The organism is Tessaracoccus pujii (genome assembly GCF_054483895.1).
Window position 1 is genome coordinate 1 of the sequence record NZ_CM137012.1, and the last position, 15048, is coordinate 15048.

Annotated in this window: 10 protein-coding genes; 8 read left to right on the forward strand and 2 right to left on the reverse strand. The window is 68.8% G+C overall.

The genetic code is table 11. The features are described 5' to 3' along the window. Positions 1-69 precede the first annotated feature (69 nt). Genes ACX1D0_RS00005 through ACX1D0_RS00030 form a run of 6 tightly spaced genes read left to right on the forward strand, consistent with a single transcriptional unit; the run spans position 70 to position 8588 of the window. A complete protein-coding gene (locus ACX1D0_RS00005) occupies positions 70-837 on the forward strand; it encodes a DeoR/GlpR family DNA-binding transcription regulator (protein WP_459018870.1) in 768 nt (255 codons plus the stop codon). A gap of 14 nt (positions 838-851) precedes the next feature. Continuing rightward, positions 852-2228 (forward strand): dihydrolipoamide acetyltransferase family protein, encoded by a 1377-nt coding sequence (locus ACX1D0_RS00010; protein WP_459018871.1) that lies wholly within the window; start codon positions 852-854, stop codon positions 2226-2228. Positions 2229-2245: 17 nt separating this feature from the next. Next, entirely contained in the window at positions 2246-3613 is a 1368-nt protein-coding gene (gene lpdA / locus ACX1D0_RS00015; RefSeq protein WP_459018872.1) for a dihydrolipoyl dehydrogenase, read from the forward strand. Between the two features lie 30 nt (positions 3614-3643). Continuing rightward, positions 3644-6103: an alpha-ketoacid dehydrogenase subunit alpha/beta gene (locus ACX1D0_RS00020; RefSeq protein WP_459018873.1), complete on the forward strand. Its 2460-nt coding sequence runs from the start codon at positions 3644-3646 to the stop codon at positions 6101-6103. 5 nt (positions 6104-6108) lie between these two features. Then, entirely contained in the window at positions 6109-7467 is a 1359-nt protein-coding gene (locus ACX1D0_RS00025; RefSeq protein WP_459018874.1) for a PHP domain-containing protein, read from the forward strand. Further along, positions 7464-8588, forward strand: a complete 1125-nt coding sequence (locus ACX1D0_RS00030; protein ID WP_459018875.1) for an SDR family NAD(P)-dependent oxidoreductase — start codon at positions 7464-7466, stop codon at positions 8586-8588. The genes ACX1D0_RS00025 and ACX1D0_RS00030 overlap by 4 nt, the downstream gene beginning before the upstream one ends. A gap of 100 nt (positions 8589-8688) precedes the next feature. Here ACX1D0_RS00030 and ACX1D0_RS00035 read toward each other — a convergent pair whose 3' ends face one another. Both ACX1D0_RS00035 and ACX1D0_RS00040 read right to left on the reverse strand, forming a co-directional pair. Further along, positions 8689-9927, reverse strand: a complete 1239-nt coding sequence (locus ACX1D0_RS00035) for a prolyl oligopeptidase family serine peptidase (protein ID WP_459018876.1) — start codon at positions 9925-9927, stop codon at positions 8689-8691. Between the two features lie 347 nt (positions 9928-10274). Further along, positions 10275-11261 carry a putative endonuclease domain-containing protein gene (locus ACX1D0_RS00040; protein ID WP_459018877.1) on the reverse strand — a complete coding sequence of 329 codons (987 nt, stop codon included), beginning with the start codon at positions 11259-11261 and terminating at the stop codon, positions 10275-10277. A 205-nt stretch (positions 11262-11466) separates the two neighbouring features. On the opposite strand from ACX1D0_RS00040, the gene ACX1D0_RS00045 reads away from it, so the two are divergent. Next, the gene (locus ACX1D0_RS00045; RefSeq protein ID WP_459018878.1) at positions 11467-11880 is read left to right on the forward strand and encodes a CBS domain-containing protein; all 414 of its coding nucleotides are present in this window, start codon (positions 11467-11469) and stop codon (positions 11878-11880) included. Between the two features lie 744 nt (positions 11881-12624). Further along, positions 12625-15012, forward strand: a complete 2388-nt coding sequence (locus ACX1D0_RS00050; protein ID WP_459018879.1) for a glycoside hydrolase family 3 N-terminal domain-containing protein — start codon at positions 12625-12627, stop codon at positions 15010-15012. The last annotated feature ends 36 nt before the right edge of the window (positions 15013-15048 follow it).

The window sequence follows — 15048 nt, forward strand, 5'->3', positions numbered from 1 at the left end:
ACCGAATCAACGGGTTTATAGTCGGACTATCGAAAGCATTTCGGAAGCAAACGAAAGCGATGTGAGACAGTGACCGTCGAGCGCACCGAGCGTGAGCACGAGATCATGTCGCGACTCACGGACGACGGATCGCTGTCGGTGACCCTGCTCGCCGCCGAGCTTGGCGTCTCCGAGGTGACGATCCGCGGGGACCTGCGTGGCATGGAGCAGCGCGGCATGCTCGTGCGCACCCGCGGCGGCGCTCGCCCCACCACGCTGAAGTCGATCCTGCAGCGCGAGCAGCTCAACGTCGACGCCAAGCAGCGCATCGCCGCCGCGGCCGCCCAGATGGTGCGCGACGACGACACCATCATGATCGAGGCCGGCACCACCACCGCGCTGGTGGTGCGCAACCTCACCGGCCGCCGCGGCATCCAGGTGGTCACCAACTCGGCCCTGGTGTTCAGCACGGCCCGCATCAACCCGGACCTCACCATCATCCTCACCGGCGGAGTGTTCCGCCGAGAGTCCGAGTCGTTCGTCGGACCGCTGGCCGAGCGGGCCATCGCGGACTTCAACACCCGGCTCGCCTTCCTGGGCACCGACGGCTTCTCCCCTGAGCGCGGTCTGACCACGCGGTTCGTCGAGGGCGGCCAGGTGGCCTCACTCATGACGGACCGCGCCGAGGAGACCTGGCTGCTGGCCGACTCGTCGAAGTTCGGCCAGGCAGGCTTCGTCAGCTTCCTGCCCCTGGCAGGCATCACCGGAATCATCACCGACGACGGGCTCCCCCAGGGCGCCGTCGAAGCGCTGCGGGAACACACCCAGGTGCGCGTCGTCCAAGCAACCAACCAGTAAGAAGGACAGAACTCATGGCAACCGTCGTAGTCATGCCGCAGCTCGGCAACAGTGTCGAGTCGTGCCTGATCGTGTCGTGGCAGGTGAAGGTGGGCGACGAGATCGCCGAGAACGCCATCGTCTGCGAAGTCGAGACTGACAAGGCCTCCATGGAGGTCCCCACCTCCGCCGCCGGCACCGTGCTGGCGCTGCTCTGGGCCGAGGGCGACGACGTCCCGGTCAAGGAGCCGCTGCTGGTCGTTGGCGCAGCCGGGGAGGACCCCAAGCCCGCGCTCGACGCGGCTGGCTGGAAGGGCGCCGACGGCGAGGGTGCCGCCGCTCCCGCCGCAGAGGCCGCTGCCCCCGCCGCCGCGCCCGAGCCCGAAGCCGCCCCCCAGGTGGAGCGCACAGCCGCCACCGGCGCCTCCAGCCCACGGGCCCGCAACCTCGCCGCCGCCAACTCGCTGGCCCTCGGCGCCGTCGCCGAGGGCTCCGGCCCCGGCGGGCGCGTCATCGAGCGCGACGTCAAGGAGGCCCTCACCTCCGCCACCACCGGCGCCGCCCGCGCCGGGGCCCACGCCGCGGGCGCCGAAGGCACCGGCCTCGGCGGCCGCGTGACCACCGCAGACCTCGCCGCCCCGGCCCAACCGGCCGCCGCTGCTGCTGCCCCCTCCGCGCCGCGCCCGGCCAGCGCCGTCGACGCCGACTTCCCCGGCCCGTCGGAGGCCACGAAGGTCAAGGGTGTCCGCAAGGTCATCTCCGAGCGGATGATGAACTCGCTGGCCACCTCCGCCCAGCTCACCTACACCACCACCGCGAACGCGCAGGGCCTGCTTGACCTGCGCAAGAAGCTGAAGAACTCGGACCCGTCGCTCGGCATGAACGGCGTCACCATCGGCGACCTCGTCGGCTACGCCGCCGTCCGTGCCGCCGCGAAGAACCGCTCGCACAACTCGCACCTCAGCGACGGCGTGCTCACCACCTTCGAGCGGGTCCACATGGGCTTCGCGTGCGACACCCCCCGCGGCCTCCTGGTGCCGACGGTGCGCAACGCGTCGCTGATGAGCCTGCGCGAGTTCTCGGCCGTCAGCAAGCAGCTCGCCAACGAGGCCATCCAGGGCTCCATCAACCCCGATCTACTCTCCGGCGCCACCTTCACGGTGTCGAACCTGGGCGGATTCGGCATCGAGTCGTTCACCCCGCTGCTCAATGTGCCGCAGACCGCCATCCTCGGCGTCGACGCGATCTTCCCCCGGGTCAAGGTCAACGCCGACGGCTCCGTCGGCGCCGAGCAGCGCATCGGCCTGTCGCTCACCGCGGACCACCGCGCGATCGACGGCGCGGACGCCGCCCGCTTCCTGCAGGACCTCGTGAAGTTCATCGAGGCCATCGACATCACCGTGCTCGGCTGAGAGGAACTGACACATCCATGAGTGACTTCGACGTCATCGTCCTGGGCGGAGGGCCCGGCGGCTACATCGCCGCCGAGCGCCTCGGCCACGCCGGGAAGAAGGTCCTCCTCATCGAGGCCGACGCACTGGGCGGCACCTGCCTCAACGTGGGGTGCATTCCCACCAAGGCGCTCCTCAACGCCGCCAAGACCTACGAGCACGCCAAGCACGGCACCCAGCTCGGCATCCACACCTCCGACATCTCGGTGGACTGGACCGAGCTCCAGAGGTGGAAGGCCCAGACCGTCACCACCCTGGTCAAGGGTGTGGGCTTCGCGGAGAAGAAGGCGGGCGTCACCGTCGTGAAGGGCTACGGCACCTTTGACGGACCCGGCAAGGTCACCGTCGACGGCGCCACCCACACCGGCGACCATGTGATCCTCGCCACGGGATCGGTGCCTGTCATGCCGCCGATCCCCGGCGCCAAGGAGAACCCGCACGTGGTGGACTCCACCGGCATGCTCGCCGTCGAGTCCATCCCGCCGCGGCTGGCCGTCATCGGCGGCGGCGTGATCGGCCTGGAGTTCGCCAGCCTGTTCGCCACGCTCGGCTCCGAGGTCACCGTCGTCGAGATGCTGCCCGAGATCGTGCCGTTCATGGACGCCGAGCTGGCGCCCATGCTCCGCAAGGCGCTCAGCAACGTGAACTTCAAGCTCTCGTGCAAGGTCACCGCGATCGACGGCGGCACCGTCCGATACACCACGGCCGCCGGCGCGGGCGAGGCCATCGAGGCCGACGTCGTGCTCATGGCCGTGGGCCGTCGCCCGGCCGTCCAGGGCTGGGGTGCGGAGAACACCGGCCTCGAGGTCTCGGGCAAGGGCGTGGCGGTGGACGACCGCATGCGCACCAACCTGCCCAACGTGTGGGCCATCGGCGACGTCACCGGTCGCTCGCTCCTCGCGCACGCCGCCTACCGCATGGGCGAGATCGCCGCGGCGAACATCCTCGACCCCGAGGCCCACCGCAAGGGCGAGGTCATGCGCTGGTCCACCATCCCGTGGGCCGTCTACTCCATTCCGGAGGCCGCCGGCATCGGGCTCACCGAGGCCCAGGCGAAGGCCCAGGGCGGCAACGTCCGGACCGTCACCGTCCCCGGAGCCATGTCGGGCCGCTTCGTCGCCGAGAACGGCGTCAAGGCCCCCGGCGCCGCCAAGCTGGTCTACGACGGCGACACCCTGCAGGTGCTCGGCATGCACGTCGTCGGCAGCTACGCCTCCGAGATGATCTGGGGCGCCTCCGTGGTGCTCGAGACCGAACTCAACATCACCGACCTGCGCCAGGTCGTCTTCCCCCACCCCACCGTCAGCGAACTCATCCGAGAGGCGGCTTGGGCTGCCAAGGCCTGAGCGATCACAAGAAACTAGGAGCAGTCACCCATGCCACGCACCCTCGTCGTCGATCCGAGCAACGTCCGCTCGGCGTCGTTCATCACCACGCCCGACATTCCCGTCAACCAGTACCAGCCCAACTTCGCTGCGGAGCTTGAGACCCACGGCAAGGACGGCCTCGTCGACATCCTCCACGACATGATCGCGGTTCGTCAGTTCGAGACCATGCTCAACTCGATCAAGACCACCGGCGCGTGGAACGGTGTGGAGTACAACCACCGCGGCCCGGCCCACCTCTCGATCGGCCAGGAGTCGGCCGTCGTCGGTCAGGCCTCGCAGCTGGATCCCACCGACTACCTCTTCGGCTCGCACCGCAGCCACGGCGAGATCCTCGCCAAGTGCTACTCCGCCGCCCGCAAGCTGGACCCGGCCGAGCTCGAGAAGATCATGACCACCTTCCTCGACGGCGAGACCCTCGGGTTCGCCGAGAAGGTGGGCCACGACGGCCTGCTGGACCTGGCCGAGAACTTCATCCTCTACGGCACCGTGGCGGAGACGTTCGCCCGCAAGGCGGGCTTCAACCGCGGCCTCGGCGGCTCGATGCACGCCTTCTTCGCGCCGTTCGGCTCCATGCCCAACAACGCCATCGTGGGCGGCTCGGCGGACATCGCCACCGGCTCTGCGCTGTTCAAGCGGATCAACCGCCAGCCCGGCATCGTGATCGCCAACATCGGCGACGCCTCAATGGGCTGCGGCCCCGTGTGGGAGGCCATGATGATGTCCGCCATGGACCAGTACCGCACCCTGTGGAAGCACGGCGTGGAGGGTAACCCGCCCATCTGGTTCAACTTCTTCAACAACTTCTACGGCATGGGCGGCCAGACCTCCGGCGAGACCATGGGCTACGACATCCTGGCCCGCGTCGGCGCCGGTGTGAACCCCGAGGCGATGCACTCGGAGCGCGTCGACGGCCTCAACCCGCTCGCCGTGGCCGACGCCGTCGCCCGCAAGCGCCAGATCCTCGAGTCCGGCAAGGGCCCGGTGCTCACCGACACCATCACCTACCGCTTCTCCGGCCACTCGCCGTCGGACGCCTCCTCCTACCGCACCCGCGAGGAGGTGGAGCTGTGGGAGACCCACGACGGCCTCAAGAACTACGCGGCCTACCTCGTCGAGAACAAGGTGCTCAGCCAGGGCGAGGTCGACGACATCCAGGCGAAGTTCGACGAGCGCCTCACCAAGGTGATCGCCATCGCGACGAAGGACGAGGAATCCAGCCCCCGCGTCGGCATGGACTTCATCGAGTCCGTCATGTTCTCCAACGGCAACGTGGAGGCCATGGCCGAGGGCGAGGCCGAGCTGCTCGAGCCGCTGGAGGAGAACGCCCGCGTCAAGTCGCTGAAGAACAAGGTGCGCAAGGCCACCGACGAGAACGGCAAGCCCGTCTCCAAGGCGAAGGCCTACTCCTACCGCGACGCCCTGTTCGAGGCCGTCGCGCACCGCTTCGCCATCGACCCGACGATGGCCGGCTGGGGCGAGGAGAACCGTGACTGGGGCGGCGCGTTCGCCGTCTACCGCGGTCTCACCGAGCTGCTGCCGTACCACCGCCTGTTCAACTCGCCCATCTCCGAGGCCGCCATCATCGGCGCCGGCGTCGGTTACGCCCTCTCGGGTGGCCGCGCCATCGTCGAGCTCATGTACTGCGACTTCCTCGGCCGCGCCGGAGACGAGATCTTCAACCAGGCCGCCAAGTGGCAGTCCATGTCCGCCGGCCTGCTGACGATGCCGCTGGTCATGCGCGTGTCCGTGGGCTCCAAGTACGGCGCCCAGCACTCCCAGGACTGGTCCGCGCTCGTGGCCCACATGCCCGGGCTCAAGGTCTACTACCCCTCCACGCCCTACGACGCCAAGGGCATGATGAACCTGGCCCTGCGCGGGACGGACCCGGTGATGTTCTTCGAGTCCCAGCTCCTCTACGACGTGGCCGAGCAGTTCGCCGTCGACGGCGTGCCGGAGGGCTACTACGAGGTGCCCGAGGGCGAGCCGGTGGTGCGCCGCGAGGGCACCGACCTCACCATCGCGGTGATCGGCCCCACGTTGTACCGCGTGATGGAGACCGCCGACGTGCTGCAGGAAAAGTTCGGCATCTCGGCCGAGGTCATCGACCTCCGCTTCGTCGCCCCGCTGAACCTGGACCCCATCGTCGAGTCGGTGAAGAAGACCGGCCGCCTGGTGCTGACCTCGGACGCGGTGGATCGCGGCTCGTTCCTGCACAACGTGGCCTCCTCCATCCAGACGCTGGCGTTCGATCACCTCGACGCCCCCGTCACAGTGGTGGGCTCGCGCAACGCGATCACCCCCGCCGCGGAGCTGGAGAAGGAATTCTTCCCGCAGATCGAGTGGCTGATCGACGCCATCCACGAGCGGATCCTCCCGCTCAAGGGCCACGTGCCGACGACCAACCAGACCAACGCCGAGCTGGCTCGTCGGTCGCGGATGGGGCTCTGACCGCCATGTCGCGAGACGTGATCAACGATCCGACGATCACGCCGGCCGAGCGCCTGGCCGCCCTGCGGGAGTACCTGCAGGACGGCCCGGTGTTCCCGGAGTTCGTCACAGAGTCCAACAACCACGTGCACACCATCTACAGCTTCAGCCCGTACACGCCGGCCATGGCGGCGCTGCGGGCCCGCGAGGCCGGGCTGATGGTGGTGGGGTCGGTGGACCACGACTCCGCCGCCGCAGCCGCGGAGATGGCGGAGGCGGCGACGCTGCTCGGCATGGGCGCGGTGACCGGCTTCGAGTGCCGCGTCTACGTACACACCGCCGACGAGGTGAGCTCCGGCCGCGCGCCGATGCACACCCGCAAGCTCAACAACCCGGACACGGCCGGCATCGCCTACATGACGGTGCAGGGCATCCCGGCGGGGTCACGCGACGCCGTCGCCGAGTACCTGGTGCCCATCCGCGAGGCGCGCCTCAAGCGCACCGCGCAGATGGTGGAGCGGGCCAACGAGATCCTGGGCCGCCTCGGCGCGCCGCTGATCGACCTGGAGGAGGACATCGTCGAGCGATCGCAGTTCCTGCGCGGTGGGACGGTGACCGAGCGCCACCTGCTCGCGGCGATGGCCGCGAAGCTGATTGAGCGGTTCGGCCCCGGCCAGTCGCTCGTCGGCGGGCTGGCCGAGATGGGCCTGAACCTGGCCGGGAAGGTCCGCGACCAGCTCGCCGACCCGGACAACCCGCACCTCGTCTTCGATCTGCTTGGCGTGATGAAGGCCGAGTTCCTGGACCAGGTCTATGTGATCCCGGAGCGGATGGAGAACGGTGGGGAGTGCCCCAGCATGGCCGAGGTCATCGCCTTCGCCAAGTCCGTCGGCGCCATCCCCGCCTACGCCTACCTGGGCGACGTCACAGCGTCCCCGACTGGCGACAAGAAGGCGGAGAAGTTCGAGGACGACTTCCTGGAGGAGCTCGTCATCGAACTGGAGCGGATGGGCATGCCTGCCATCACCTACATGCCGCCGCGCAACACCCCGGAGCAGATGGCGCGGGTGGCCGAGCTGGCCGCCGAGCACGGTCTGCTGGAGGTGTCGGGCGTCGACATCAACACGCCCCGTCAGGTGTTCAACTGCCCGGAGCTGCAGCGCCCCGAGCTGGCGCACCTCAACGACGCCACCTGGGCGATGGTCGCGCACGAGCAGTTGGCCGACGCGGACGCGTCGCTCGGCCTGTTCGCGCCGGACTCGCCGCTGGCGGTCCTGCGGCTGACGGATCGGGTCGCGCGCTACGGCGCGCTCGGCCGGACCCTCGTGGCCGGTGAGACCACCGTCGAGGAAAGTGTCAGTCAATTGAGGAGGGCTCTGGCATGAGCATCGTCGACATCGCCCCGGTGGTCCGGGGCTCTTACCTGGCGAGGCACGGCGTCCCCGTCGTGGTCTCTCCGCTGGTTGAGCCGGGCGCCGCCGGAGGCCGCCCCGCGTCGAAACCCCTGGAGCTGAGCGCGGACTCCACCGACGCCATTCTCGCCGCCCTGCGCGACGCCGACCTCCCCCTGCCTGGCGACGTCGTCGTCGAGGTGGCGGGGGAGCGGCACGCGTTCTCGGTCCGCACCCTCGGCGACCTCACCCCCCTCCCCGGCGCACGCTCGGCCGAGGCGCGCAGCGCGGCCTCCCGTTCGGCCGTCGTCGCAGGCAAGGTCGCCGTCGTCACCGGCGGCGCGCAGGGCTTCGGCGCGGAGATCGTGCGCGGGCTCGTCGATTCCGGCGCGTTCGTCTACATCGCCGATCTCAACGCCGACGGCGCGGCGGCGCTGGTGACCGAGCTGGGAGAGCAGACCGCGGCCATCACCGTCAACGTGGCCGACGAGGCCTCCGTCGCGGCGATGGCCGAGCAGATCGCGGCCACCACAGGCGGCCTCGACCTGGTGATCTCCAACGCAGGCATCGTCCGCGCGGGCAGCGTGCTGGAACAGGATCTGTCCGCGTTCGCGCTCACCACGGACATCAACTACACGGCGTTCTTCCTCGTCACCAAGCACCTGGGCCGGCTGCTGGCCGCCCAGCACTCGGCCGCTCCGGGCTGGATGACCGACATCATCCAGATCAACTCGAAGTCCGGCCTGGTGGGCTCGAACAAGAACGGCGCCTACGCCGGCTCGAAGTTCGGCGGCATCGGCCTGGTCCAGAGCTTCGCGCTGGAACTCGTCGAGCTCGGCGTGAAGGTCAACGCGATCTGCCCGGGCAACTTCTACGACGGCCCGCTGTGGTCCGACCCCGACCGCGGGCTGTTCGCGCAGTACCTGCGCTCCGGCAAGGTCCCCGGCGCCACCACCGTCGCTGAGGTGCGCGAGTTCTACGAAGCGAAGGTCCCGATGCGTCGCGGCACCACCGGCGCCGATGTGATGCGGGCGGTGTACTACATCGTCGAGCAGGCCTACGAAACGGGCCAGGCCATCCCGGTCACCGGAGGACAGGTCATGCTCAGCAGCTGACCTGGGGCAGAGCCCCTTGACCTGCTCGACGGCGGATCTGGTAGCGACTACGCCACCAGATCCGCCGGTCGAGCGTCTCGGAGGCGACGCCGACAGCGGGTCAGCGGTGCTGCTCGGCCATCCACTCCCAGAGGTGCTGACCGTTGTGCTGCGGGTCGTTGCGGGCGACATAAATCCACGACCAGTGCCCCATGAACTGGTGGCCCTGCCACGTCACCGTGTCGTACAGCGTGACGATGGAGTCCTCGATCAGCGCCGCCGCCCGGCCGGTGTTGGCCTCCCACGGGAGGACGGTGTCATCCTTCGAGTGCACCAGCCACGTGGGGGTCGAGCTGACGCTCTGCAACTCTGCGTCGGTGAAGAAGTTGGGCGTCGCGCCGGGGCAGACGGGGACGATCGAGGCGAACTTCGTCGGGTACTCGACCGCCATCTTGAGCGACATGTACCCACCGTTGCTGCAGCCGAGGACATGCACCCGCTGCGGGTCGATCTTGTGGTTCGACGCGAGCAGTTCGTCCACGAGCGCGGCGATCCGCGGCGCGAACCCGTCGCCGTCGGCCATCCACATGCTGGGGGACTGCGGGGCGAGGACGTATGCCCCGCCGAAGAGCTGCTGCGCCTCCGGCGTGACGAAGCCGAGCGCCCCACGGTTGCCGCGCAGCTGCGCCTCGTTCGTCTGGCGCGAGTCCATGCCGCCCTCGCCTCCGCCGTGCAACCAGACGATCAGCGGGTGCCTGCCCGCCCGGCCGTGGCCGTTGTTCGAGGGGCTGAACAAGCGGTAGTTCAGCCCGGACGCAGACGTCCCGTAGCTGAAGGCGTCCGCCTCGGGGTTCGTCAGCTCGCGCTGGGTGAAGCTGTCGATCATCACCTGGCGCTGGTTGCGCAGCCGTAGTGGGGCGTTCTGCGCGATCGTGTAGGTCAGGTCGAATTCGACGTTGCGCCCGGCGGGGACGGTGTAGCCCAGGGTGGCGCCCCCGGGCACGCCCTCGGCGGTGGCCAATTCGAGGGTGAGGTTGCCCCGGTTGTCGGTCCGGGCCGCGGTCACCTCGCGCTGGACGTCGTAGCTGCCGAAGGTGAGCTGGCCCGACGAGGAGGGGAGCGGGCTCTCCGCCCTGGCCAGCACCGAGAAGGTTCCGAGGGTCAGGCTCGAAGGATCGAACTGCCCGAGCGCGCCCGCCCGGATGGTCAGCGACGTCACCTGCTCGCCACCGTCGAGCACGGTGGCGTTCAGGTCGAAGCCGACCGAGGTTGCGGCCGAGGCCACCTGTGGGATGGCGGCAACTGCGGGGATTACTGCGGCCGAACCGAGCAGGGCACGTCGGCTGAGGCGTTCCATCATTTCTAGACTCCTTCGTCTGGGCTGGACTTGTCCGGTCCGCCGGGGCCTCCCGTCGTGGAGATCTTGGCGGACAAGAACATTCCCCTGCCGCGCGGTGTGCAGCTCAGAGAGTCGTCACATGATCGGTCCGATCAGCGGCACAATCGGTCGCCGCGAACCTAGTCGCCCCGCGGGCTCGACAAGGCCCTGCGGTGCCCGTGACCGACGGTCAGGTCAGTTGAGCAGCTGATCCCTGCCGATCCCTAGGCGGCGGATCTGGTAGCGACTACGCCACCAGATCCGCCGGTCAGCGTTGCCGACCCATCGTCGAGTCCCGGCCGATCCTTAGGCGGCACTTGTGGCAGCGACTACGCCACCACATCTCCCTCTTTGGATGACGGGCACTTCGGGCAGGCGACCTTCTGCCCGTCCCACCCTCGTGCCGCCAGCGCCTGGGACAGTTGAGCCGCGACGGCGCACGCGTCGTGCGTCACCGCCTGCCACCCGTAGCGCAGGGTGGTGGTGTCGTCCGCCACGAGGCGTGCGTTGTCGCGCGCCATGTCCTTCGACCAGTCGGTGTGATCGCGCATCCCGTCGAGCTCTACCGCGAGCCGCGCCTCGCGATACAGTGCGTCGGCGCGCCCGACGGTGCTGCGTACCTGCTTCCCGGGTAGGGGCAGTCCATGCGGGAGCAGCACACCGGTCTGAAACCGCCACTCGAGGGCGCTCTCGATGCCCTCACCCGCGCGGTCGCAGAGGTCCCTGATAATCCCCGAGTGCCTGGTCCGTTCCCGCGTGCCTAGCGCCGCGAGGATCTTGGTGGGGATCGTCCGGCCCTGGGCGAGGGCACGCGCTACCGCCGCGATGGTCGCGTCCTCGGTATTGACCCGCGCCAGATCCACCAGCGACCGCTCCACCGACGTCCGCGGCGGGCTCCCCATGCCATCGCGAGTGCCGCGACGATAGACCACCCGCCAGGGCCCAGCGGTGAAGCCGTCACGTCTCGCGTCGGTCCAGACCGCGATCCGAGAGGGTGCGTCTCGCACTGCGTCGTGGAGATGGGCCGCGGCGTCCTCACCGAGGACGGCCGAGGCGCCGGCTCGGAGAAGCCCGGCCCAGGCGACAGAAAGCCAGGTCGGCTCGGCGACGAAGTGCAGCCCGTCGGCCGGGTGGCCCCACTCCCGGGCCATCCTGCCGACGACGGCCCGGGTGAGCCCGCCGTCGATCAGTTGGCGGGTGCTGAGCACGCCCTCCTGGCGCCTGGCCAGGGCGTGGAGAGATGGGCTGAGGCTCTGACGTGGGTGCACGCGTACCAGCGTGCCGAAGACGAGCGCCGCGTCGCGTGCTGTGAACACGGCTGACAACACCCAGCCCACCATCGACAACACCACAGGGCTATCCGGTGGATCTGCCCGCGACAACGCCTCCAGATCCGCCGCTCAGGCTGGCGGGGGTACCGCGGAGGCGCCGCGGAGCCGTCACTGACGTTTGGTTCCCCGTCCGTTGGGTACATGGTAGGTGGGAAGCCCACAACGGCTGACCTTGACCGTAGGAGGAACGATGAAGACAGCGCGCGACATCATGACGACGCCGGCGGAGACGCTCGCCCCCACCGCGACACTCACCGAGGCCGCCCGCCAGCTCAGGGATCTCAACGTCGGCTCGCTCCCAATCCTCGACGGCGATCATCTGGCCGGTGTGGTCACCGACCGCGACATCGTGGTCCGGGGCATCGCCGAAGGCCTGGACCCGTCAAGCGCCACCGTCGCGGAGGTCGCGACGGGCGACGTCGTGACCGTGGACGTTGACGACGACGCCGAGAAGGTGGCCGGCATCATGGGCCAGCGGCAGGTGCGACGCGTCCCCGTGGTCGACGGCGGCAGGCTCGTCGGCGTCATCGCGCAGGCTGACGTGGCCCGCGATCTCGACGCGCGCACCACCGGCGACGTGGTGGAGGACATCTCCCAACGCTGACCGCACGGCGCGAGTTCACCGCAACCCTTCCCTAGCTTGATCCGAGGGCGTACCGTGGGACTCGTCCTATTTCCTAGATCAACTCGGGAGGCAAAGTATGGGCTTCGAAGCCAAGATTCAAGAGACCATCGGTAAGGCCAATGAAGGCCCCGGCGACTTGATCGAGAACGACCAGCTTCGCCGATAGGTTCAACTTCAGGGCAGAGCGTCACTGACGCCACGCCTGGCATTACCACAAGCGGGACGGGGTCGCCTTCCGGGCGGCCCCGTCTCTGTGCGTCCGGGTTCCGTAACCCCGGTCAGCCCTTCGCCGTCCCCAGCCCGAACGCTCCGCGCCCGAGCGTCGCGTCGGCCCACTGTGGGACCGTGACACGTCATCGCCTCAGAGACCGTCGCCCCGATGAGTCCGCTCCTGCCCTGCGTCCGTCCAGACCCTGCACGAGCAGCGCGCAGGTTGTGCGCGCAGACCGACAGGTTGTGCTCGGGGTAACCAAGGGAAATCACGCGGTTGATTGAGTTGCCCTCGGCAACACGTGACGTGAGTCCGACGGCCCGAGTACTGCAGCCTGCAGCGCGAAGGAGCGGCCGCGCGGCACGAGTGCCAGGTCCCAACAGGGTCGTGACAGCACGGCGGGACGGGCGGTGGACGCACACCCCCGACTCCTCGGCTGCCACCGGCCCGCGATACTCAACGAGGAGAGTTTGATGAAGGTTCACCAGACCGCGAGCGCAGGAGGGCGTCCGATGAGGCGTCCTGCTGTGCGAATCATGGCCTTCGCCGGCATTGCCGCCATGGCACTGTCGGGATGCACCGCCGGTCCCGAGCAGTCACAGTCCCCGGCCGCCACGTCCGAGCAGGCCGTGAGCGGCACCTACACCGAGCGTGAGGTCACCGACGGCACCACGGCCTTCATGGTCGTCGACAACCCGGGTGACGGCCCGACCCTGTCCTACGGCGCCGAGAGCGGCATCACGCTGCTCGAGGAGGAGATCGAGGGAGCGACGTACGCGTTCAAGGACATGAACGCCAACGGTGAGCTCGACGCGTGGGAGGACTGGCGCGTGGACGCCACCGAGCGCGCGGCGGACCTCGCCGAAGGAATGTCGATCGAGCAGATCGCCGGCCTCATGCTGTTCAGCTCCCACGAGCGCACGCCCGCCGATGGCCTGACCGACGCACAGAAGACCTACCTGTCGGAGTCCAATCTGCGCAACGTCCTCAACGCCGCCGGCAGCGACGCGGCCGTCACCGTCCCGTGGGTCAACGAGATGCAGGCCTACGTCGAGACCCTTGCCACGGCAGACCTGCCCTACGTGCCCGTCAACTTCAGCTCCGACCCCCGCTCGACCGCCGGATCCGGCGGCTACAACGCAGAGGGCGCAGACATTTCACGCTGGCCCGCCAGCCTGGGCCTCGCGGCCACGTTCAACGCGGAGCACACCTTGAACTACGGCGAGATGGCCTCCGCGGAGTACCGCGCGCTGGGCATCGCGACGGCCCTCAGCCCCCAGATCGACCTTGCCACCGAGCCGCGCTGGCTTCGTGTCGGCGGGACCTTCGGCGAGGACGTCGACCAGAACACCGAACTTGCCGCCGCCTACGTCGACGGCTTCCAGGGAACCGGCGGCGAGGACGTCTGGGGCTCCGAGTCGGTCAACGCCATGATCAAGCACTGGGCCGGCGACGGCCCAGGCGAGGGTGGCCGTGAAGGTCACACCGACGCCGGTAAGTACGGCGTCTACCCCGGCGACAACTTCGACGAGCACGCCGCGGGCTTCCTGGGCTCGCTCGACTCCGCGGCTGTCATGACGGCCTACTCGATCGCGCTGAATGCCGACGGCGAGCCGCTGTTCGGCGAGCGTGTCGGCACTGCGTACGACAGCGGGCGCATGTCGGTGCTGCGCGAGGACAACAGCTACGAAGGCGTCGTCGTCACAGACTGGGGTGTCATGAGTGGCGCCAAGGACGAAGGGGCCTTCTTCGGGATGGCGTGGGGCGCGGAAGACCTGACGCCCGCTGAGCGCTACCTCGAGGTGCTGGGTACCGGGCACGACATGTTCGGTGGCGTCAACGACGCGACCTTCCTCCTTGAAGGCGCCGAGTTGTGGCAGCAGAAGTTCGAGGCCGGTGAACTCGACGTGGACGCCGAGACCCGCTTCCAGGAGTCGGGTGCGCGCATCCTCACGATGCTCTTCAAGCCCGGCCTCTACGAGAGCGCCTTCCTCGACCCGGAGGAGTCCGCGGAAATCCTCGCCAGCGACGACAAGGTCGAGGCCGGTTACGCCGCACAGCTCGACTCCGTCGTGATGGTCAAGAACGACAGCGGGACCATCGCCGCCGCCGAGGCCGCTGACTGGTCCGACAAGACCGTCTACATCCCGCGCTCCTACAGCAACGGCTTCGCCAGCGCTTTCGGGCCCGGCGAGTACACCGAGGGCCCGACCATCGATCTCGAGGTTGCCGAGCAGTACTTCGGCACCGTCGTCACCGATGAGGCCGTGACCGACGCCGACGGCGTGGTCACCAGCTACACCGCTCCCGACCTCAGCGATGTCGACCTCGTCCTGGTCGGCATGGACAGCCCGGACAACGGCGGCAACTTCTCCAACATCGGCCACGACCTCGAGACCGACGAGTGGTACCCGCTGTCCCTCCAGTACCGCCCGTACACCGCCGACGGCGAGAACGTCCGCAAGGTGTCCATCTCGGGCGACATCCTCGAGGACGGGACCAGGCAGAACCGCTCCTACTTCGGCAACACCTCGCGAATCGCGAACGAGGCCGACCTGGATTCGTTCGAGCGTGCGATCGCGGCCGTCGAGGCCAGCGGCAAGGACATCCCCGTCGTCACCGTCCTCAAGGCGATCAACCCGGTCGTCCCGACGGAGTTCGAGGGGAAGTCTGACGCTATCGTCGTCGGGTTCGGCACGAGCGACCAGGCGCTGATCGAGGTGTCGTTGGGTCTCTACGAGCCCCAGGGCCGCCTGCCGATCCAGTTCCCGGCGGACATGGACACCGTCGAGGCGCAGCTCGAAGACGTCGCGAAGGACATGACGCCCTACACCGACGCCAACGGCAACGTGTACGACTACGGCTTCGGCCTGAACTACGCCGGCCAGATCAACGGCTGAGCAACCAAACCCCGAGGGGTGGCCGACGGGACAAGT